At 67.8% G+C, this 20,039-nt stretch carries 21 protein-coding genes and 2 pseudogenes; 13 read left to right on the forward strand and 10 right to left on the reverse strand.

All coding sequences use genetic code 11. From position 1 onward, the window contains the following. Positions 1 to 579: 579 nt before the first annotated feature. Both BM394_RS20425 and BM394_RS20430 read left to right on the forward strand, forming a co-directional pair. Positions 580 to 828, forward strand: a complete 249-nt coding sequence (locus BM394_RS20425) for a DUF6400 family protein (protein WP_092981072.1) — start codon at positions 580 to 582, stop codon at positions 826 to 828. After that, positions 818 to 1,042: a hypothetical protein gene (locus BM394_RS20430; protein WP_092981074.1), complete on the forward strand. Its 225-nt coding sequence runs from the start codon at positions 818 to 820 to the stop codon at positions 1,040 to 1,042. Before BM394_RS20425 ends, BM394_RS20430 begins: the two co-directional genes overlap by 11 nt. A gap of 167 nt (positions 1,043 to 1,209) precedes the next feature. Here BM394_RS20430 and BM394_RS23815 read toward each other — a convergent pair. Further along, a pseudogene (locus BM394_RS23815) lies at positions 1,210 to 2,017 on the reverse strand (ArsR/SmtB family transcription factor). Positions 2,018 to 2,261: 244 nt separating this feature from the next. Here BM394_RS23815 and BM394_RS23435 point away from each other — a divergent pair. The 5 genes and pseudogenes from BM394_RS23435 (at position 2,262) to BM394_RS20450 (ending at position 5,940) form a co-directional block, all read left to right on the forward strand. Continuing rightward, entirely contained in the window at positions 2,262 to 2,567 is a 306-nt protein-coding gene (locus BM394_RS23435; RefSeq protein WP_245780339.1) for a hypothetical protein, read from the forward strand. Beyond that, a pseudogene (locus tag BM394_RS23820) lies at positions 2,483 to 2,740 on the forward strand (MFS transporter); the annotation flags it as partial. The gene BM394_RS23435 and the pseudogene BM394_RS23820, both read left to right, overlap by 85 nt. A 94-nt stretch (positions 2,741 to 2,834) precedes the next feature. Then, complete coding sequence (locus tag BM394_RS23440) at positions 2,835 to 3,482, forward strand: MFS transporter (protein ID WP_245780340.1); 648 nt, start codon at positions 2,835 to 2,837, stop codon at positions 3,480 to 3,482. Then, entirely contained in the window at positions 3,464 to 4,330 is an 867-nt protein-coding gene (locus BM394_RS23445; protein ID WP_245780341.1) for an SDR family NAD(P)-dependent oxidoreductase, read from the forward strand. The genes BM394_RS23440 and BM394_RS23445 overlap by 19 nt, the downstream gene beginning before the upstream one ends. 245 nt (positions 4,331 to 4,575) lie before the next feature. Continuing rightward, positions 4,576 to 5,940 carry a hypothetical protein gene (locus BM394_RS20450; protein ID WP_217643634.1) on the forward strand — a complete coding sequence of 455 codons (1,365 nt, stop codon included), beginning with the start codon at positions 4,576 to 4,578 and terminating at the stop codon, positions 5,938 to 5,940. Positions 5,941 to 6,064: 124 nt separating this feature from the next. On the opposite strand, the gene BM394_RS20455 is transcribed toward BM394_RS20450, so the two are convergent. After that, positions 6,065 to 6,358 carry a 4a-hydroxytetrahydrobiopterin dehydratase gene (locus BM394_RS20455; RefSeq protein WP_092926811.1) on the reverse strand — a complete coding sequence of 98 codons (294 nt, stop codon included), beginning with the start codon at positions 6,356 to 6,358 and terminating at the stop codon, positions 6,065 to 6,067. A gap of 181 nt (positions 6,359 to 6,539) precedes the next feature. Next, entirely contained in the window at positions 6,540 to 6,755 is a 216-nt protein-coding gene (locus tag BM394_RS20460) for a DUF2795 domain-containing protein (protein WP_092981166.1), read from the reverse strand. A 186-nt stretch (positions 6,756 to 6,941) separates the two neighbouring features. Here BM394_RS20460 and cutA point away from each other — a divergent pair, with 186 nt between their 5' ends. The 4 genes from cutA to BM394_RS20480 all read left to right on the forward strand — a co-directional run bounded on the left by cutA (position 6,942) and on the right by BM394_RS20480 (position 11,776). Then, positions 6,942 to 7,259 carry a divalent-cation tolerance protein CutA gene (cutA, locus tag BM394_RS20465; protein WP_092981076.1) on the forward strand — a complete coding sequence of 106 codons (318 nt, stop codon included), beginning with the start codon at positions 6,942 to 6,944 and terminating at the stop codon, positions 7,257 to 7,259. A gap of 221 nt (positions 7,260 to 7,480) precedes the next feature. Then, complete coding sequence (locus BM394_RS20470; RefSeq protein WP_092981078.1) at positions 7,481 to 7,798, forward strand: hypothetical protein; 318 nt, start codon at positions 7,481 to 7,483, stop codon at positions 7,796 to 7,798. Between the two features lie 395 nt (positions 7,799 to 8,193). After that, complete coding sequence (locus BM394_RS20475; protein ID WP_092981080.1) at positions 8,194 to 9,528, forward strand: nucleoside transporter C-terminal domain-containing protein; 1,335 nt, start codon at positions 8,194 to 8,196, stop codon at positions 9,526 to 9,528. A gap of 118 nt (positions 9,529 to 9,646) precedes the next feature. Beyond that, positions 9,647 to 11,776, forward strand: a complete 2,130-nt coding sequence (locus tag BM394_RS20480; protein WP_092981083.1) for a S9 family peptidase — start codon at positions 9,647 to 9,649, stop codon at positions 11,774 to 11,776. Positions 11,777 to 11,959: 183 nt separating this feature from the next. On the opposite strand, the gene BM394_RS20485 is transcribed toward BM394_RS20480, so the two are convergent. The 4 genes from BM394_RS20485 to cmk form a co-directional block, all read right to left on the reverse strand. Beyond that, on the reverse strand, positions 11,960 to 12,793 hold the full coding sequence (locus tag BM394_RS20485; RefSeq protein WP_092981086.1) for an aldo/keto reductase: 834 nt from the start codon (positions 12,791 to 12,793) through the stop codon (positions 11,960 to 11,962). Positions 12,794 to 12,884: 91 nt separating this feature from the next. Beyond that, positions 12,885 to 14,330 carry a ribosome biogenesis GTPase Der gene (gene der, locus BM394_RS20490; protein ID WP_092981088.1) on the reverse strand — a complete coding sequence of 482 codons (1,446 nt, stop codon included), beginning with the start codon at positions 14,328 to 14,330 and terminating at the stop codon, positions 12,885 to 12,887. After that, positions 14,327 to 15,040: a lysophospholipid acyltransferase family protein gene (locus BM394_RS20495; RefSeq protein WP_092981090.1), complete on the reverse strand. Its 714-nt coding sequence runs from the start codon at positions 15,038 to 15,040 to the stop codon at positions 14,327 to 14,329. Before BM394_RS20495 ends, der begins: the two co-directional genes overlap by 4 nt. Continuing rightward, on the reverse strand, positions 15,037 to 15,762 hold the full coding sequence (gene cmk / locus BM394_RS20500; RefSeq protein WP_092981092.1) for a (d)CMP kinase: 726 nt from the start codon (positions 15,760 to 15,762) through the stop codon (positions 15,037 to 15,039). The genes BM394_RS20495 and cmk overlap by 4 nt, the downstream gene beginning before the upstream one ends. Before the next feature lie 158 nt (positions 15,763 to 15,920). Here cmk and BM394_RS20505 point away from each other — a divergent pair, with 158 nt between their 5' ends. Next, on the forward strand, positions 15,921 to 16,403 hold the full coding sequence (locus BM394_RS20505; RefSeq protein WP_092981094.1) for a cation:proton antiporter regulatory subunit: 483 nt from the start codon (positions 15,921 to 15,923) through the stop codon (positions 16,401 to 16,403). A gap of 104 nt (positions 16,404 to 16,507) precedes the next feature. Continuing rightward, positions 16,508 to 17,683 (forward strand): cation:proton antiporter, encoded by a 1,176-nt coding sequence (locus BM394_RS20510; protein WP_092981096.1) that lies wholly within the window; start codon positions 16,508 to 16,510, stop codon positions 17,681 to 17,683. Between the two features lie 65 nt (positions 17,684 to 17,748). Here BM394_RS20510 and BM394_RS20515 read toward each other — a convergent pair whose 3' ends face one another. Genes BM394_RS20515 through BM394_RS20525 form a run of 3 tightly spaced genes read right to left on the reverse strand, consistent with a single transcriptional unit; the run spans position 17,749 to position 20,037 of the window. After that, positions 17,749 to 18,522, reverse strand: a complete 774-nt coding sequence (locus BM394_RS20515; RefSeq protein ID WP_092981101.1) for a pseudouridine synthase — start codon at positions 18,520 to 18,522, stop codon at positions 17,749 to 17,751. Beyond that, positions 18,515 to 19,168: an SMC-Scp complex subunit ScpB gene (gene scpB, locus BM394_RS20520; RefSeq protein WP_092981103.1), complete on the reverse strand. Its 654-nt coding sequence runs from the start codon at positions 19,166 to 19,168 to the stop codon at positions 18,515 to 18,517. Before scpB ends, BM394_RS20515 begins: the two co-directional genes overlap by 8 nt. Beyond that, entirely contained in the window at positions 19,165 to 20,037 is an 873-nt protein-coding gene (locus tag BM394_RS20525; protein WP_175530193.1) for a segregation and condensation protein A, read from the reverse strand. The genes scpB and BM394_RS20525 overlap by 4 nt, the downstream gene beginning before the upstream one ends. Positions 20,038 to 20,039: the final 2 nt, after the last annotated feature.

Raw genomic sequence — 20,039 nt, forward strand, 5'->3', positions numbered from 1 at the left:
TGCACGACTACGAGTAAGTAACACGTGTTACACCCGCGGGTCCCGCTCCCGGAGTCTGGGACAGCATGATCGCGAAACGTAGCGGCGCACACACTTCGAGCACCGGACAACGGGGTCACCGTCGGACCGGAACAACCTCGGAAGAACCACTACGGGGATTGCCCGCCTTCACGATGCTGTGCTTTCACCACGATACCCGGCGACGTCCATACGGCCGATTTTATTTCACTCGACACTGAAACGACAGGGATTACAAACAAATGATGGCGCTGACACGGCCGCACACTGTGAGGAGCGTCTGCAGAGCGGGACTGAACTCCCTCCGAGCGGATACCGCCCGGTGACGAGATCGGCTCCCCGGAACGGGGAAGCCGAAAAGTCGACACGCGGTCACCGAAGGCCGCGAAACACCCGAGGAGGCGGCACCCGCGACCTCAGCAACGGGCAAACCCCGCCGCTGACCGGCGATAACAATTGTGACAACCCTCGCGTGAACGAAGTGAGCCATTTCATTGCGCGTTTCCGGACCGAACAGCAGACTGCGCGACGGCCGGCCGGACAGCACGAGAAAGTGATCAGATGAGCGCTGGTGACAATTCCACCGAGCTGGAATTCAACATCGATCTCGGCGCGGAAGAGATGCGACGGCGCGCCGAGATCACGCGGGCCCTGGGCGACGACTGGGATCCAGCGGAGCAGCTGCGCGGCGAGCGCGAGGCCCACGCGCTGCTGTACTCCGGGCTCGACGACTGGCAGCGCGGTGTCTACGAGCAACTGGTTCGGGCGGGTGTGCTTCCCGAGGGCATCGGTGGCGAGCATGCCGATTGACCCGTTCGCCGACATCGGCCGCCGGGCCTGGATCGACTGCCCCCACTGCCACCACGGGCAGGACTGCTCGGAATGCCTGCTCGGACGTTCCTGCAGCGACCACTGGCAGTACCTGCTGTCCAACTCCGGAACCCTGCTGTATCTGCAGTGCCCCAGCTGCACCCATCTCTGGCAGCACGACACGCACGGTGGTCGCACCGAGCGGAGCTGCTGAACCGCTCGGTCACGCCGGCTACTCGCCCGTGACGTGCCGTAACCGCGAATCCGGAGGCGAGCCCGGCGCAGCCGAGGCCCGCGGAACGTCCCGTCTCGCTACTAGCTGGCGGTAGCGGTCACTCGCCGCACGGCCTTCACCTCCGTGCAGGGGCGGAGCGGAGCCGTTCAGTCGGACCGGCTGCCTTCGAGCAGCCGATCACCGATGGAGCTGCGCCGGTACAGCACGTGCCGTCCATCACGTATCCGGATGAGCAGTCCCGAGTCGTACAACACGCGCAGGTGCTGGGACACGGCACTCGCGGTGATCCTGAGACGCCGGGCGAGTTCGACGGTGGGTGTCGGCTCGTCGAGCAGTGCGAGCAACCTGGCTCTGGGAGCGCCGAGCAACGGGGTGAGGACGGCCGTGTCAGCAGGGGGCTCGGTGGACCAGAGCGTGGCCACTCCCCTGCTGGGATACACCAGCCAGGGCGGCTCGTCCGGAGTGACCGGCGGCGCGGGCTTGTGGGCGAATACGGACGGCAGTAGCAACAATCCCCGCCCGGAAGCGGCGACGCTGTGTCCGCTGATCATCCTGTCGATGTGCAGCACCCCCTCCCGCCATCGCAGATTCGGGTGCATACCCGCGAACAGCAGGCGAGCGCCTCCCGTGGCCAACTGTCTCGCACGGTGGGTCATGTCGGCTTCCAGCAACAGCCGCATCCTGGGCCAATTCGGTTCGATGGCCGCTTTCCAGAACCGCCACAGGGCCGCGCAGACGGAATTCCGGCAACGTACGTCTCACGGCGACGAGGGAAAGCAGCAGCTCGAGATCGAACGTGTCGAGTTCGGCGAGTGCGGACACGCGCCACGGAAGGTGCAGCGGGGAAAGCCTCGGATCCTGAAGCACCCGGAGGCTGAGCAGCGTCTCGTGCAGTGGCGAGATGACGAAGCGCGTGTCCGCCAGATCCTCGACCCCCAGTACGAAACTGATCATTAAGTCGTAAGCTACATCGCTTCTCCCCGAACGGTCGATACGTTGCACTACCGTGCGTGCCACCCGGAATTCACACGAGCTCCATCGGTTCCACCGAGCACTGTCTCGGTACGGGCCGGTCAGTTCCAGCCACTCGAACGTCCCGGCCGGAAGACCTTGCCCGCTCCGTCCCGAATAGAACTCGGGAGGCGGAGTCGCGTGTCCACTCCGCCCGGTCAAGTCACCGACGAACGGTTGGGCCGAGATGAGCAGCCGAATGCTGTTCGTCCTGGCCGTGACCTGTGGCGTGGCCGTGGGCAACATCTACTTCCCGCAGGCGCTCGTCCCACTGATCGCCACCGGACTGCGCACCTCGTCGGACGGGGCGACGCTGGCTGTGTCGGCCACACAGATCGGCTACGCGGGTGGGATCTTCCTGCTGGTCCCGTTGGGGACCGCCTTCCGCACCGGCGGCTTCTGCTCGCTCTGCTCGGTCTCACGGGGTTCGGCCTGCTACTCGCTGGATGCGCCCGAAACCTGTCGCTGCTGGTCGCTGGCAGTGTGCTGGTAGGACTCACCACGGTAGGGGCACAGGTGATCGGTCCACTGGCAGCGGGGCTGGTGGAGGACCAACGCCGGGCGGCTGTGCTCGGCACCCTGTTGAGCGGCTCGGTCGGCGGCATGATCCTGGCCCGTGCTTTCAGCGGCACGCTCGGCGAATGGTTCGGATGGCGAGTTCCGTACCTGGCGGCTGCCGTGCTGGTATTCGTCCTGCTGGCCGTTCTCTCACGGATGCTGCCGTACACGTCCGCAGTCGCGAGAGCGCTACCCCTCACTGTTGGCGGAATCGCTGCGCCTGCTGTTCACCGAACCGGAGCTGCGTCGCTCCTGCCTCTACCAAGCAGCCGTGTTCGCCGGCTTCTCGGCAGTGTGGACCACTCTGGCGATCCTGCTGACGAGACCGGTCTACGGGTTGGGGACTTCGGCGGTAGGGCTGTTCGCGCTGGTCGGCGGTGTCACCGCATGTTGCACGCCGCTCGCCGGAGGTTGGGTGGATCGACGGGGTCCCGGTCCGGTCAACCTCGTTTGCATGTTCGGCGTACTCGTCTCGGCCGCGGTCCTCGCCGGAGGCACCCACGGCGACAGGAGTGGTCTGATCACTCTGATCATCGGCACGTTACTGCTCGACGTGGCGATGCAGTGCGGCATGGTCGCGAACCAGGCCCGGGTATACACGCTGCGTCCCGAGCGACGGAGCAGGCTCAACACCGCCTACATGACGTGCGCTTATCTGGGCGGCAGCGCCGGATCGTGGATCGGGTCGCACGTATACGAGCTGTTCGGCTGGTCCGGGGTGTGTGGGTTCGTGGTCGTGCTCACCACGCCGGTCCTGCTCCGCCACCTGCTGACAACCCCTGCTCAAAAACGGGGCCGGGATCGCTCCTCGGCGGTGGGAGGCTCGGGAGCGTGCCGACCGCCACAGTGAACATCCGTCCGGCGCGGATGCACGACGCTCACGTGCTCGGGGAGATCCACGTGGCCTCGTGGCGGGTCGCCTACGCGGGGCTGCTCCCCGTCGAGTCCCTGGAACGGTTGTCCGTGACCGATCGACGACGCATCTGGAGCGAACGGCTGCGGGCACGGCCGGATGGAGTCACGGCACTGGTCGCCGGAGCCACCCGCAGCGCGGGCAGAGCGATCGCGGTGGAGCTGGGAACCGCCGGAGCCACGGTGTACGTCACGGGGCGCAGCACTCGTGAGCGGCGTTCGGAGTACGACCGCCCGGAGACGATCGAGGAGACCGCCGAACTGGTCACTCGGTCCGGTGGTCACGGCATCGCCGTCCAAGTCGACCACCTGGACGAGCGACAGGTCAGGGCACTGACCGAGCGGATCGATCGTGAGTATGGGCGGCTCGATGTGCTGGTCAACGACGTTTGGGGTGGCGAGAAGCTGTTCGAGTGGAACACGACGCTGTGGCAGCAATCCTTCCTCTACACCGAGCTGGGGTACCGGGTGGTCGCGTTCTCACGACCCGGTTACGGCCGCACCGCTGTCGGCGATCTCACCGCCGCGGAGTTCGTACCCGCGGTTGCCGAGGCGTGCGCGGGAGTTGGGATCACAGCCGCGACCGCGACCGTGGGCATGAGCTTCGGCGGGCTGCAGGCCGTGCACGTGGCATCACGGCTGCCGCACCTCGCTCCGCGGCTCGTGCTGCACAGCTGCGCACCGTCCTCGCTGCCCTATCCGGACGGTCTTGCGGAACACCTCGTCGCTCCCCTGGCGTTCGCCCCCGGACACAACGGTTCACCTGGCGCGTTGTGCGCGTTCTGACCACTTCGGACCGTCGCGTTCGAGCACGCCGAGGACTTCGGGCGCACTGTGCCGCGGGTACCGAGGACCACCGGACACCACCGCATACGACAATATGAGATCTCCGTGCCACTTACGACCGGACCGGCACCGTCTCCGTTCCGAATCACCGTCGACAACTGTCGTGGACACCTCGCGAGCACGGTGAGTCCCGACCGGCCTCCGGTTCGTGAGAAGAATTCCGGGCCGTCTATCTTTCGAAAGTAATGACCGAGTTGAACCAGTCACCGTCGACGGAGCACGTACGTCCTTCCTGGCGTGCACTGCTCTCACCGCTCAGCGATCTACTGGTGATCCTGGGCGGGGCACTGTTGGTATGGCGCGCCTGGGTGGTCGGCGAACGGCTGCTGGCGCGTGGGGTCGACATCTACCTGGACCTGCCGCCGTTGTTCGCCAGCTGGGCTCCGCACACCGGCCCCGGAACGGTGCCCGCGATCCTGCTCGCGCTGCTGGTGATCATCGCGGGGCCGACCGTGGCAGCACGGCTGCGCTGGGGACCACTGCTGGCGGTCACCTACCCGGTCACGTTGGGCTGGATGTTCAGCCTGACCATGATCGAGGGCTGGGACTTCGGTGTCGTGACCAAGCTGTCCAACCCCAAGAACTACCTCGCCGAGATCGACCGGGTGGATACGGTCTCGTCGATGCTGAGCGGGTTCACCGAACGAATCCTGCTCGAGCCCGGCTCATGGGCGGTGCACGTGTCCGGACACCCGCCGGGTGCGCTGATGGTGTTCGTGTGGATGGACCGGATCGGCCTCGGCGGTGGAATCGCGGCATCCGTGATGTGCATGCTCGTCGGCTCCACGACCGTGCTGTCCATCGCGAGCACGCTGCGCGCACTGGGCGAGGAACACGTCGCCCGGGCGATGCTGCCCTTCGGCGTACTGCTGCCCGGCATGGTGTGGATGGGCGTCAGCGCCGACGCGATGTTCGCCGGGGTCGCGGCGTGCGGGATCGCGTTGCTCGCGGTGGGGACCACACGGGGCGACAGACTGGGTGATCTGGTGGCGTTGACGAGCGGTCTGCTGCTCGGGTTCACGCTTTACTTGTCGTACGGGCTCGTGCTGGCCGGACTGTTCGCACTGGTGGTGCTGGCCCTGACGCGCAGACTGCGGCCGATCCTGTTCGCGGTCGCGGGCTTCGTGGTGGTAGTGGTGCTGTTCACCGTGCACGGCTTCTGGTGGCTGGAGGGATACGAACTCGTCCGGATCCGCTACTACCAGGGCATCGCCGACACCCGACCGTACAGCTACTTCGTGTGGGCCAACCTTGCCTGCGTCGTACTCGTCGCGGGCCCCGCCGTTCTGGCGAGCCTGCGGAGACTGGCGACGGCACCACGTCGTCTGGAGCTCGGGGCGCGGTTGCTCACGGTCGCGGCGCTGGTGGCGATAGCCGCCGCGGATCTGTCCGGGATGAGCAAGGCGGAGGTGGAGCGGATCTGGCTACCGTTCACCATGTGGCTCGCGGTGCCCTGCGCGGTGCTGCCACGGGGACAGCACCGCTGGTGGCTGACAGCGCAGGCAGTGCTGGCGCTGCTGATCAACCACCTGGTGATCACACGTTGGTGAAACAGGGGCCGAGGCCGCCCTCCGGAGTACGGTCGGGCCCCGCACGCTCGGGGCCCGACCGACCCGGGTCGGCGGTCATCGGAGTGGTTCGTTCGGAATCGTTCGTGCGGCCTGATCCAGGGGATCAGGAATCCCGGTGCAGCGACTCGATCCGTTCGGCCATCGTCAGGTCGTTCTCGGTCACCCCACCAGCCGAATGGGTGGTGATCCGCACGGTCAGTCGGTTGTAGTCGTGCACGGACAGATCCGGGTGGTGGTCGGCTTCATTGGCGAGATGGGCGATCGCGTTGGCGAAGGTGACCGCGGTGAGAAACCCCTTGAGCTTCCAGGTCTTGTGCACCGCCGAGTCCCGGTACTGCCAGTCCCCGAGTTCGGCGAGCCTGTTCTCGATCGTGTCCTGCGACAACAGTTCGGGCATCGAGCCCTCCTCAACGCTGCTCGTCAACGGTCACCGGGTGTCGTGCCCGTGCGGGAGTTGTACCAGAAGGATCATCTCCCGACTGATCACCCCGGCCGGGACCACCCCTGTCGATCGTTCCGGCGTGGCGCGCCGAAGCGAAACGCGGCTCCTACTCGGCGTGCCGGGTGGAGCGGACGGCTCATCTCCCGGGCGTCTCCTGTTCCGGACGTTGCGGGACACTTCGCTCCACCTCGTCGCTGTTCCCGTAGGTGCCGTCCGGCAGCGCCCGCAACGCGCGCAGCGTGCGGGGGTCGGCCTCCCGGTCCTCGGCGTATCGGATCAGCTCGGCCTTGTCCGCCGGGAACTCCAATCCCTGCAACGCCTTGTTCACCCGACGTTCGTCGGCATCGGTCATGACGATCCTCTCGTGACTCGCGGGGTGTCCGGGGAGCACGGCGCTCCCGTACCGCCCCGCACGACTGTTCCGCCGTACGGCTACCCAGTCGGACGGAAGCCGACACCCGCCGGTCGGATCCGTAACCGTGCCGAGCACTTCGACGGGTGGGATCATCCGTGGGAAGCCACTCGCTAACCTGACGGCATGACCGAATACGTGCAGGTTGTCACCACCACCGACTCCGAACACGCCGCCGCCGAGCTGGCTCGTGGTGTGGTCGGGGCCCGACTCGGTGCGTGCGTACAGGTCGTGCCGATCCGCAGCTTCTTCCGCTGGCAAGGAGGTGTGCAGGACGAGCAGGAATGGCAGTTGCAGATCAAAACCACCCGGGAGCGGGTGACCGAGCTGCGTGAACACCTGGGAACACGGCACAACTACGACGTGCCCGAGATCATCGTCACGCCGATCGTCACGGGTGACGAGCAGTACCTGTCCTGGGTCGAGGAGGAGACCAATCCTTGATCACGACGGGCGCCGCACCCGAGAGTTCGACGTGCGGGCTTCCGTCACCGGCGACGAGCAGCGGTGATCACGCCCGAGAATTCCGTTCAGGGCCGTCGTAGACTCTCTCGGCAAGCATTTCCACCGCCCCGGTACCGGTTCCCGAAGGAGCGCGAGAACGGGAATGGATCGGACCGGCAGCAACACGCGTCGCGACCGCGGCGAGGCAAGGACCCAGCCGGATGAAGAAGCCCACCATCACCCGCAACGACATCTACATCACGGCGGCAGGCCCCGCCGTGGGGCTGCTCGTGGCGATGTTCACGCTGCACTGGGACTGGTTGTTCGCCGGGATACTGATATCCGCCGCCGGCCTGGTGTGGCTCCGGTTACGACGTGCCGCTGTGGACTGGTCGGTACGGACGGGGCTGCTCGCCCTGCTGCTCGGGCTGCTGCTGTGGCTGTGGCTCGATGACGCGCGTTGGGCGATTCTGGGGTTGTTTCCGCTGGTGTTCGTGTTCATTCGCAAGTTGGCCGCCACCGTCGATCAGCATCGCTGAGCCGGTCGGGGCAGTCCGAGTCCGTACCCGGCCCGGAAGGGGCACGCTTCCCCTCTCCGGTCACTGCCCGGCTGGGGCCGCGTCCCCGTGGGCGGACCGCACCCGCGTGTCGGAAGGTCAGCGCCCCGACCTCGGCGATGATCACTTCAGACAGCGGCACCGGCGGGCACGGCTGTGAGCGGGTAAAGCCCGGAGCCCGAACTTCCGTTCGGCACCCCGAAGTGGTTTCCGTCGAGCGGAAGAGTTCGTTTCCAGGGAGAAACGAAGTGGTTCCGGGGCTGTCGCGGTGATCAGTGGCATGCCAATATTCGGCGACCAAATTATTCGTGGCGTCGCCGGTTCCGGTCCGCGCAGGGCGAGAAACCGCCGAGCGGACCGAACGGTGTGAAAGGACGATGCTCGTGCACGTGCTATGGGGTATTGGCGGCATGGTGGTGCTGCTGCTGATCGCGGTGGCCCTGTCGACCAGCCCACGTTCGATCCGGCCCCGCACGGTACTGGGAGCACTGGCGATCCAGGTGATTTTCGCCGTTCTCGTGCTGCGCTGGGAGACAGGAGAGCGGGCGCTGGAGGCGGTCGCCGCGGGTGTGGGCAAGGTGATCGACTCCGCCAACGAGGGCATCAACTTCATGGTGGGGCCGCTGATCGGTCTGCTGGATGAGGGCAGCACGCTGTTCGCCTTCCAGGTGTTGCCGATCATCGTGTTCATCGCCTCGCTGAGCGCGGTGCTCTACCACTGGCACATCCTGCAGTGGGTGGTACGCATCATCGGTGGCGGACTGCAGAAACTGCTGGGGACCACGAAGGCGGAATCGCTCAACGCCACGGCCAACATCTTCGTGGGGCAGACCGAGGCACCGCTGGTGATCCGGCCGTACCTGGCCAGGATGACCCGCTCGGAGTTCTTCGCGGTGATGGCGGGCGGCCTGTCCACGGTGGCCGGAACGGTGCTCGTCGGCTACTCGCTGCTGGGAGCGTCACTGGAGTACCTGATCGCGGCCAGTTTCATGGCGGCACCGGCCGGTCTCCTGATGGCCAAGATCATCGTTCCCGAGACCGAGAAGCCCCACAGCGACGAGGCCGTGGCCGCCACGACGACGGGAACCGGCACGGACTCCGGCGCAGCTTCCTCCGGTTCGGATACGGAGTCCGACGACGGTGAACGTACCGAGGGTGCGGACACCGCGCACGAGGAGGAGCCGGAAAAGCCGCGCAACGTCATCGACGCCGCGGCGGTCGGAGCCTCCGACGGTCTCAAGCTCGCCCTCAACGTCGGAGCGATGCTGTTCGCGTTCATCTCGCTGATCGCGCTGCTCAACCTGATCATCGGCGGGCTCGGTGGCCTGTTCGGCCTGGAGAACCTGACCTTCCAGCAGATTCTCGGGTATGTCTTCTCGCCCGTCATGGTCGCCATCGGGATCCCGCTCAACGAAGCCGTCGAGGCCGGGACCTTCCTGGGGCAGAAGCTGGTCCTCAACGAGTTCGTCGCCTTCGCCGACTTCGGCCCCATGGCGGAGTCCGGCGCGTTCACCGAACGCACCGCCGTGATCATCACCTTCGCCCTGACCGGATTCGCCAACTTCAGCTCGCTGGGAATCCTGCTGGGCGGACTCGGCGGGCTGGTTCCCAGTCGCAGACCGCTGATCGCCCAACTCGGCATTCGAGCCGTGCTGGCGGGAACGCTGGCGAACCTCATGAGTGCCACCATCGCGGGGATGGTGATCGGTTGACCGCGGCACCGTTGTGGCGATGCGTGGACGCATCGCCACAACGGTGCACAACCGAACACGGGCGGTCGTCGGTGGACCACCCGGTCACGCACTCGAACACCTTTGACAAGCTGCGGGCATGACCGCAGCCGATACGTTCCCTCGTCACAGCGCCCGGACCCAGGGGTTCAGTCTGGGCGCCCCACGAAATTTCACCGTCGCACCGGACGGGCAACGGGTGCTGTTCCTGCGGTCGTCGAGCGGTACCGACCGGAGCAACGCACTGTGGATGTTGGACACCGGCGCCGGCGCGGAGCACCGGGTGGCCGATCCCGCACAGCTCGACGACACCGGGACCACCTCGGCGGCGGAGCTGGCCCGCCGGGAACGCCTCCGGGAGCGGGCCTCGGGGATCACGGCTTACGCGGTGGACGACAGTGCCCGCCGGGTGGCCTTCACCCTCTCCGGTGAGCTGTTCGTGGCCGAACCGGAGAGCGGGTTGCTCCGCAGGCTGCCCGCCCGCTACCCCGCCGCGGATCCCAGGCCGGACGGCACCGGCACGCGCGTGGCCTACACCTCGCAGGGCGGGCTGCGTGTGATCGGATTCGACGGTTCCGGTGACCGGGCGCTGGTCGAGCCCGAACACGAGCGGGTCCAGTGGGGCTGCGCCGAGTTCATCGCGGCGGAGGAGATGAGCCGGAGCCGCGGCTACTGGTGGGCGCCCGACGGTACGACGATCCTGGCGGCCCGGGTGGACGAGTCGGGAGTGGCGCAGTGGAACCTCGCGGACCCCACCGATCCGGCACGGCCCCCCAGAACGATGCCGTATCCCGCCGCCGGGGAGGCCAACGCCGCGGTCACCCTGGAGCTGTTGCGGGTAGACGACGCGAAGTTCGGACAACGGACTCCCGTACGCTGGGACAGCGACGCCCATCCCTACCTGGTGGCGGCTCACTGGTCCGAACACGGCCGACCACTGCTGGCGGTGCAGAGCCGTGACCAGCGCAGCCAACTGGTGCTGGCGGTGGATCCCGACACCGGGAAAACCACGGAGCTGCATCGCGAGACCGATCCGCACTGGATCGAGATCAAGACCGGCTGGCCCGCCTGGACCCCGGGCGGCGGCCTGGCACGGATCAGCGCGATCGACGGCGCCTACCGGCTCCTGGTCGACGGCGACGACTGGACCGGCCCCGCGCTGCAGGTCCGCGCGATTCTGGACATCGGCCCCACCGACGTCCTGGTGTCGGCATCGGCGGAGGATCCCACCCAGGTGCACGTCTACCGGGTGACCGAAGCGGGCGCGCGGCGGGTCTCCGAGCAGGACGGGGTGCACAGTGCCACCCGTGGCGGCCCGGTGACCGTGCTGTCCTCCAGCGGCGTGGAGCGGCTGCACGGCACCGTGCGGGTATTCCGCGAAGAGGAACCGATCGCCGAGATCACCTCGCTTGCCGAGACGAGCACGATCACGCCGCGCGTCGAACTACTGCGACTCGGTGCCCGCGAGCTGTGCTCCGCGCTGCTGCTGCCGCACGGACATCGCCCGGAACACGGCAGGCTGCCGGTACTGCTGGACCCCTACGGGGGTCCGCAGGCACAGCGGGTACTGCGACGACAGCAGGGATACCTGACGCCGCAGTGGTTCGCTGAGCAGGGATTCGCCGTGCTCGTCACGGACGGCCGGGGCACCGGGGGACGCGGTCCGGACTGGGACCGGGCGGTGGCCGGGGATCTGGCCGGACCACCGCTGCAGGACCAGGTGGACGCGCTGCACGCGTGTGCCGCCGAGCGCACCGATCTGGATCTCGATCGGGTGGGGATCCGGGGATGGTCGTTCGGGGGCTATCTGGCGGCGCTGGCGGTGTTGCGCCGCCCCGACGTGTTCCACGCGGCGGTGGCGGGCGCACCGGTCTGCGACTGGCGGCTCTACGACACGCACTACACCGAGCGCTACCTCGGCGACCCGAACCGCGATCCCGAGACGTACACGGCGAACTCGCTGCTGCGGATGGCTCCCGAGTTGCGCAGGGAGCTGCTGCTGGTGCACGGCACCGTCGACGACAACGTGGTGTTCGCGCACTCGCTGCGGCTGTCGGAAGCGCTGACCTCGGCGGGCAGACCGCACACCCTGTTGCCACTGCCCGGCGTGACCCACATGCCGACATCGGAGAGCAAGAGCGAGAACCTGCTGTTGCTGCAGCTGGACTTCCTGCGCCGTGCTCTCGGGCTGCCCACGGCTTCTTCGGAGGCTGCCGCTCCGGTCGAGTGACGGCCCACTCGCCGCGGCGAGCGCTCGGCGGTACCCCGTCGGGGGCACGCGGCCGGTGAGCGGCTACGTGCCCCCGACGGGGGATCCGGTGCTTCCGGTGGCGGCGCCTCGGGTCATTCGCGGAGCAGCGCGCCGAACCGCCTCGTCACGCGAACCGGGAAAGCGCGAACCGGTAAAACTCCGTCAGAGTATCTCCAGCGGTGTCGGACCACCGGGTGGCGGGAACCGCTCGTCGAGTCGGGCCAACTCCTCGTCCGAAAGCGAGAGCTCGACCGCCGCCCGGTTGTGGTCGACGTGTTCGACGGTCGCCGCTTTCGGGATCGCGCACATCCCGTCCTGCCGCAGCACCCACGCCAGCGCCAGCTGCGCGGGGGTGACACCGCGCTCGGCGGCCAGCTCGCCGAGCACCGGGTCGTCGAGCAACCTGCCCTGTTCGATCGGGGAATAAGCCATCACCGGCAGGTTCCGTTGTCGGCACCAGGGCAACAGGTCGAACTCGGGGCCACGGCGGGTGAGGTTGTACAGCACCTGATCGGTGGACACCCGGCGGCCTGCCTCGGTCACGAAGAGCTCGCTCATGTCGGCCGGATCGAAATTGCTCACCCCGAAATAGCGGATCTTGCCGCTGCGCTGGAGCGACTCGAACGCCGCCATGGTCTCCTCCAGCGGCGTGGCACCCCGCCAGTGCAGCAGGTACAGGTCCAGCCGGTCCGTTCCCAGCCGCCGCAGACTGCGCTCGCAGGCCGCCACGGTACCGCCGCGGTCGGCGTTGTGCGGAAACACCTTGGAAACCACGAAGGCCTCGTCCCGCCTGCCCCGCAGCGCGGTACCCACGACCTGTTCGGCACCGCCACCGCCGTACATCTCGGCGGTGTCGATCAGCCGGATCCCCGAGTCGAGCCCGTGGCGCAACGCGTCGACCTCGGCAGCACGTCGCGCGTCGCGCTCTCCCATACCCCAGGTCCCCTGCCCGAGCACGGGCAGCTCGCCCCCTTCGGGCAACGGCAGACTACGCATATCTCGCACCTTGTCGTTCGGAGAACTCGGACAGGGTGCCGGGCTTTCGGGGAGGCTACCCGATACCGATCCCGGCCGAAGCGGACGGTGCTCAGCGGGAGCTCTTGCGTTCCTTGATCCGTACGACCACGCGAACCGGGCTGCCCGCGAAACCGAACGCCTCGCGGAACTTGCGCTCCAGGAACCGGCGATAGCCCGCCTCCAGGAAGCCCGAACTGAACAACACCAGTGTCGGTGGCCGGGCGTGCGCCTGGGTGGCGAACATGATCTTGGGTTGCTTGCCGCCCCGGACCGGCGGTGGATGAGCCGCGACGATGTCCGACAACCACGAGTTGATCTGGCCGGTGGAGACGCGCTGGTCCCAGGATTCGAGCGCTGTCCGCAGCGTGGGTGCCAGCTTGGCGACCGCACGGCCGGTCTGGGCCGACACGTTCACCCGCTCGGCCCAGCGTACTCGGACGAGATCGCGGTCGATCTCCTTCTCCAGGCTCCGCCTGCGGTCGTCGTCGACCATGTCCCACTTGTTGTAGGCGATCACCAGCGCCCGACCGGACTCGATGACCATGCTGATGATGCGCAGGTCCTGCTCGGTCAGCGGCTCGGAACCGTCGATGAGCACGATGGCAACCTCGGCCGCCTCGATGGCCGCCTTGGTGCGCAGCGAGGCGTAGTACTCCGTGCCGTCGGCGGTCTTGACCCGCTTGCGCAGCCCGGCGGTGTCCACGAACCGCCACACCTCGTCGTCGAGCTCGACCAGCGAGTCCACGGGATCGACGGTGGTACCGGCCACCTCGTCGACCACGGCACGCTGCTCACCGACGAGACGGTTGAGCATGCTGGACTTGCCGACGTTGGGCTTGCCCACCAGCGCCACCCGTCGCGGTCCCGCCGCGCCCCCCAGCTGTTCCCGCGGGGTTTCGGGCAGCACGCGCAGCACTTCGTCGAGCAGATCACCAGACCCGCGACCGTGCAGCGCGCTCACCGGGTGCGGCTCCCCCAGCCCGAGGGACCACAGCTCGGCCGTACCCGCCACCGCCACCTGGTCGTCGACCTTGTTGGCGACCACGATCACCGGCCGCCGGGACCGGCGCAGCACCTTCGCGGCGGCCTCGTCGGTGCCGCTGACCCCCACGTTGGCGTCGACCACGAACAGGATCGCGTCGGCTGCCGACATGGCCATCTCCGCCTGTGAAGTGACACTGGCGTACATGCCGTCGGCATCGGGGTCCCATCCACCGGTGTCGACGACGCTGAACGCGCGCCCGCTCCACACGGCGTCGTAGGTAACCCGGTCCCGCGTGACCCCCGGAGTGTCCTTGACCACGGCCTGCCTGCTGCCGAGCAACCGGTTCACCAGGGTGGACTTACCGACGTTGGGCCTGCCCACAACCGCCAGGACGGGACGGCCGGGTTCGGTTCCCGAATCCTCGTCGAGTTCGTCGAACAGGTGATCGTAGTCGGCCCAGTCCGTCTCGTCGGACCAGGTGCCGTCGAGGCCGGCACCCTCGGCGGCGTCGGCAAACGGCTCTTCGCTCACGCTTCGTTCCCTCTCACATCATCGTCTGGTTCGTCGGAGTCGGTCGTTCGGCCGTCCAGTTCGGCGAGCAACTCGACCAACTCGGTACGCACGCGTTCGGTCGCCGCGGCCAGCCCCGCTCTGCCCTGCTGCTCCGGCAGGCGGACGGGTCTGCCGACGAGAACGTCCACCCTCGGTCGGAACCGGAACCGTCGCCCGCTCTCACGAGCGGTACCCCGGCACGCGACCGGCAGCAGCGGCGCCCCCGCCGATCGGGCCAACCACGCCGCGCCGTGCCGCGCCTCGGCCACGCTTCCGCCTCGAGTGCCCTCGGGAAACACCCCGATCACCCCGCCGGAACGAAGTATCCGCACCGCGGCCGACAACGCCGCGCGATCGGGAGCATCACGACGAACCGGAAGATGACCCAGTTTACACAGTGTCCAGCCGAGCGGGCCGCGGAACAGTTCCCGCTTGATCAGGAACACCGCACCACGTGGCAGCGTCCCGAACAACACCGGACCGTCCGCGAGGGAGCTGTGATTGGCGACGAGAACCACGGGGCCGGTCGTGGGGACCCGCTCACCGTGTCGAACGCGGATTCGATACGACATCCGCAGCACGACCCGGCCGAGGCACCGGCCGAACCGGCGCAAACCGGGTGAGCTGCCCTCCGGCAGCATACCCGTAGTGGGGTGGTCACGCTGCGAGTGACTCCCGCCGGCCCTCATCGTCCGGCTCGCTCGTTGGTGACCAGCAGCCCGCGGGCGGCTGCCAACTCGTGCAACCGCCGCAGCACCTGTTCCAGCGAGAGCTCGGTCGTATCCAGCGAAACCGCGTCCTCGGCCATTCGAAGCGGCGCGACGGACCTGTTGGAGTCGAGCGTGTCCCTGCGTCGCACGTCGGCGTGCACCAGGTCGCGGTCCGCCGGGCGTCCCTCGGCCGCGTCCTGGGCGGTGCGGCGGTGGGCCCGGGCGTCCGCCGAGGCGGTCAGGTACACCTTCAGACCCGCCTCGGGCACTACGACGGTGCCCACGTCACGTCCCTCGACCACGATTCCCCCGCTGGGACGTGTCGCGGTGTCGATCAGCGCGCGCTGCCGCCGCACCAGAAGCTCCCGGACCTCGGGAACCGCCGAGACGGCGGAAACCGCCTTGGTGACTTCCTGCTCGCGGATCTCCCCCCGTACGTCGGCTCCGTCCAGCGACACTCCGGGAGAGTCGGGGTCGGTGCGCATCACCAGATGCGCGTCACGGGCGACGCGGGTGAGTTCCGCGGCGTCGTCCAGCGGCGCCCCGGCGCGCAGCACGGCCAGTGTCACCGCTCGATACATCGCGCCGGTATCCAGGTAAGCAGCGCCGAGCGCGTGGGCGAGTCCACGAGCCGCCGTGGACTTGCCCGTTCCGGACGGCCCGTCCACCGCCACGATTCCGTTGAGCTCGGGCTGGGACACCTCGACTGACCTCCTCGACAACGAATGACCACGTCGCTCGCTCGGGCTAACCGACAATGTTTCATTCTGCCTGTCCGCGACCGCGGTGACTCAATCGAGTCCCGCACGACCGATCGGCCGACTACTGCGAAGCCGCGAGACGTTTTAAGATCGGTCGTGTGGACGTCACCGTGACCCCGCTGCCGGGGCTGGGCACGCAACAGGAATTCACGACCGAGTCCGGGCGCCGCATCGGAGTGATCACCTACCGGGACGGCCGGATGGAGCTGATCGTCTCCGATGCCAGGGACCCGGACAAGATCTGTGCGGCTACCGATCTCACCGGGGAGGAAACCAGCACGCTGGCGAACCTGCTCGGAGCTCCCCAACTGGTGCGGCAGCTCAGCGAGCAGCAGCGCGAAGTGACCGGCGTGACCACCTGGCAACTGCCGCTGGCGCCCGACTCACCGTTCGACGGGCGCCCGCTCGGCGAGACCGAGATGCGCACCCGGACCTCGGTTTCGATAGTGGCGGTGATAAGGGACGGGTCGGTGCTGCCCTCCCCTCGCCCGGATTTCGTCTTCGCGGGCGGCGACCTTGTGGTCGTCGTCGGTACCGCCGAAGGTCTGCGCGCAGCCGGCGAGATCATGGAACACGGCTGATTCGACTCGAACCGGCCGTTCCCGCCGGGATGCTCGGGCGGCGCCCCACGGATTCCGGAGGTTGAACGGATCTGGTCGACGTCCGCGCGGGCGAGAGGAACCAGGTGCAACACACTGCGATCACACTGATCGAACTGGGAGCTGTCTTCTTCGGTCTGGGGGTGCTCGGGCGACTCGCCTGGCGCATCGGTATATCGCCGATCCCGCTGTATCTGCTCGGCGGGTTGGCCTTCGGGCAGGGCGGGCTGATCCCGCTGGGCGGCATCGAACCGTTCACCGAGATCGCCTCGGAGATCGGGGTCGTCCTGCTGTTGCTGCTGCTGGGGTTGGAGTACTCGGCGAGTGAGCTGGTCACGGGGTTGCGCCGTTCCTGGATGGCGGGGCTCGTCGACGTCGTTCTCAACGCTTCGCCGGGCGCCGCCGTGGCCCTGCTGCTGGGATGGGGCCCGATCGCGGCGATCGTACTGGCCGGTGTCACCTACATCTCCTCGTCGGGGATCGTGGCGAAGGTCCTGGGGGACCTGGGCAGGCTGGGCAACCGTGAGACACCGGTGGTGCTGTCGATACTGGTGTTCGAGGACCTGGCCATGGCCATCTATCTGCCGATCCTGACCGCCCTGCTCGCCGGGGTGGGGTTTCTGGGAGGTCTCGGTGCGGTCGGTGTGTCCGTCCTGGTGATCACTCTGGTGCTGGTGCTGGCGCTGCGTTACGGACGCTACGTCTCGGCGTTGGTGGACAGCCCGGATCCCGAGGTGTTCCTGCTCCGATTGCTCGGGGCGGCGCTGCTCGTGGCCGGCTTGGCGGCCCAGCTGCAGGTTTCGGCGGCGGTGGGCGCCTTCCTGCTGGGCATCGCCATATCCGGGTCTACCGCGGCCAACGCCACCCGAACACTGGCCCCGCTGCGCGACCTGTTCGCGGCGGTGTTCTTCGTCGTGTTCGGCCTCAACACCGATCCGTCCGCGATTCCGCCGGTGCTGCCGTTCGCGCTGTTGCTGGCACTGCTGACCACGATCACGAAACTCGCCACGGGATGGTTCGCCGCGGGTTCGCAGGGCATCAGGCGGATGGGGCGGGCCCGTGCGGGGGCCGCCCTGGTGGCCCGCGGCGAATTCTCCATAGTCATCGCGGGCCTGGCAGTGGGTTCCGGAGCGGTCACCGGTGAGCTGGCAGCGTTCTCCACCGCTTATGTGCTGCTGATGGCAGTCCTCGGCCCGGTGGCGGCCCGTGTGGTGGAACCGGTGGCGCAGCGGCTGGTGACGCTACGGCAGGCGCGGCGATGAGAGGGGCGGGCGACGCCTACCGAACGGGCACCGCACTGATCCGGTCACAGGCACCCCGGTCCTGGTCACAGGCCGACCGCACGGTAGAGCGAGCCGAGTTCCTTGTTGTCCAGCGGCCGGATCGCCCCCGGGCGTTCATTGGTCAGCCGCACTTCGCCGACACCGGTCCGGACCAGTCGCTGCACCGGGTAGCCCGCGGCCTTGAACAGTCTGCGGACGATTCGTTTGCGTCCCTCGTGCAGCACCACCTGTGCCAACACCCGGGTTCCCTTCTGGTTCGTGTCGACGAAGCGGAAGGAATCGACGCTGGCGAGCCCGTCCTCGAGTTCCAGACCGGCCTTGACGGTGCGTCCCAGATCCTTGGGAACGGGCCCCTGCAACTCGACGAGATAGGTCTTGGGAACCCGGTAGGAGGGATGCATCAGTCGATTGGCGAGATCACCGTCGTTGCTGATCAGCAGCAACCCTTCGGTGTTGAAGTCCAGCCGCCCGATGTGGAAGAGTTTGCCCTCCCGCTTCGGCAGGTAGTCACCGATGCAGGGCCGCCCCTGGTCGTCAGACATGCTGCACAGAATGCCCGTGGGCTTGTTCAGCAACAGATGGGTGGCTTCGTTGTCGACCACGACCCTGCTGCCGTCCACGTGGATGACCGAGGTGGCCGGATCCACCCTGGCGCCGAGTGTGGTGACCGGAGCACCGTCGACCTCCACACGGCCCTCGACGATCATCTCCTCAGCGGCGCGGCGTGAGGCGACGCCAGCCTTGGAAAGCACTTTCTGCAGCCGGACACCTTCCGTGTCCCGGCTGTTCCGGCTCGTCGGGTCGTGCGGTTCAGACATCGTCGATCGCATCCACTTCGGGCAACAGGGGGGCCAGTGGCGGCAGTTCCCGCAACGAGGACAGGCCGAGCCGTTCCAGGAACAACTCGGTCGTGCAGTAGGAAGTGCCGCCCGATTCCGGGTCGGTACCGGCTTCGTGGATCAGTCCACGCGCCAGCAGGGTACGTACGACCCCGTCCACGTTAACACCGCGCACCGCGGCCACCTTCGAGCGAGTCACCGGTTGCCGATAGGCGATGACGGCGAGCGTCTCCAGCGCGGCCTTGGTGAGCTTGGCCCGCTGCCCGTCGAGGAGGTATCGCTCGACGACGGGAGCGTACACATCGCGGGTGTAGAACCGCCAGCCATCCGCCACCCTGCGCAGCTCGATACCACTTCCCGCCGCGGTGTAGCCCTCGGCCAGCCGACTCAGGGCTGTGGTGACCCGATCCACGGGCTGATCGAGGACCTCGGCCAGCAGCTCCTCACCGGCAGGGGCATCGACCACCAGCAGCACCGCTTCCAGCGCGGCGTCCAGCGCGGGCTCGGAGTCGAGGGCGGGCCACTCACGACTCCGCCCTTCGCCGGTACCGACCGCCCGCTCGGTCTCCTCGCCGCCCTCTGCTTCCCCGGTACGGGAACCATCGGGATGCTTCTCGTCACTCACCCGTAATCCTCTTCCTCGTCTCGATCCCGATCGGCCTCGGCGGCCACGCGAGCCTGTTCGGCGCTGCCGCCCACCCAGGAGACCGCGAGTTCCCCGAGCGGTTCCGGCTGATCGAACGTGACCACCGCCTCGCGGAACAATTCGAGCAGCGCCAGGAACCGAGCCACGATCTCGAGGCTCGTGCCGCACCGCTCGGTCAGCTCGGCGAACAGTGCGCTGCCCCGCTCGGCCAACAGCACCCGCAGCTCCGCCGCGTGCTCGCGCACCGAGACGCGTTGCTGGTGGAGGTGGTCCAGCGACACTGTCGGTGGGGGTTTGGGGCGGAACACCGCGGCGGCTGTCTCCGCCAGGCCGGCGGCATCCACTCCGAGAACCACTTCCGGCATCAGGTCGAGATAGCGCTGCTCCAGCGAGACAGCCCGGGGGTAGCGCCCCAGTGCCCCGGCTTCGAGCTGTCGGAACAGTTCGGCGACCCGCTTGTAGGCCCGGTACTGCAGCAACCGTGCGAACAGCAGGTCGCGGGCCTCCAACAGGGCGAGGTCCTCCTCGTCCTCGACCTCGGCGGCGGGGACGAGCCTAGCCGCTTTGAGATCCAGCAGCGTGGCCGCCACGACGAGGAACTCACTGATCTCGTCCAGCTCGGAGCGCTGCCCGAGCTCCTTCGTGTAGGCGATGAAGTCATCGGTGACGCGATGCAGTGCCACCTCGGTGACGTCGAGCTGATGCTGCGAGATCAGCTGCAGCAACAGGTCGAACGGCCCCTCGAAGTTCTCCAGCCGTACTGTGAAACGTCCGCTCTGGGAATCCTGAGCGGCGGCCAGTTCGGGCACCTCGTGCGCCGAGTCGGTGGCTGCTTGTGCCTCAGTCACGT

The sequence above is a fragment of the Actinopolyspora lacussalsi subsp. righensis genome, assembly GCF_900116555.1.
In the GTDB taxonomy this organism is placed as follows: Bacteria; Actinomycetota; Actinomycetes; order Mycobacteriales; family Pseudonocardiaceae; genus Actinopolyspora; species Actinopolyspora lacussalsi.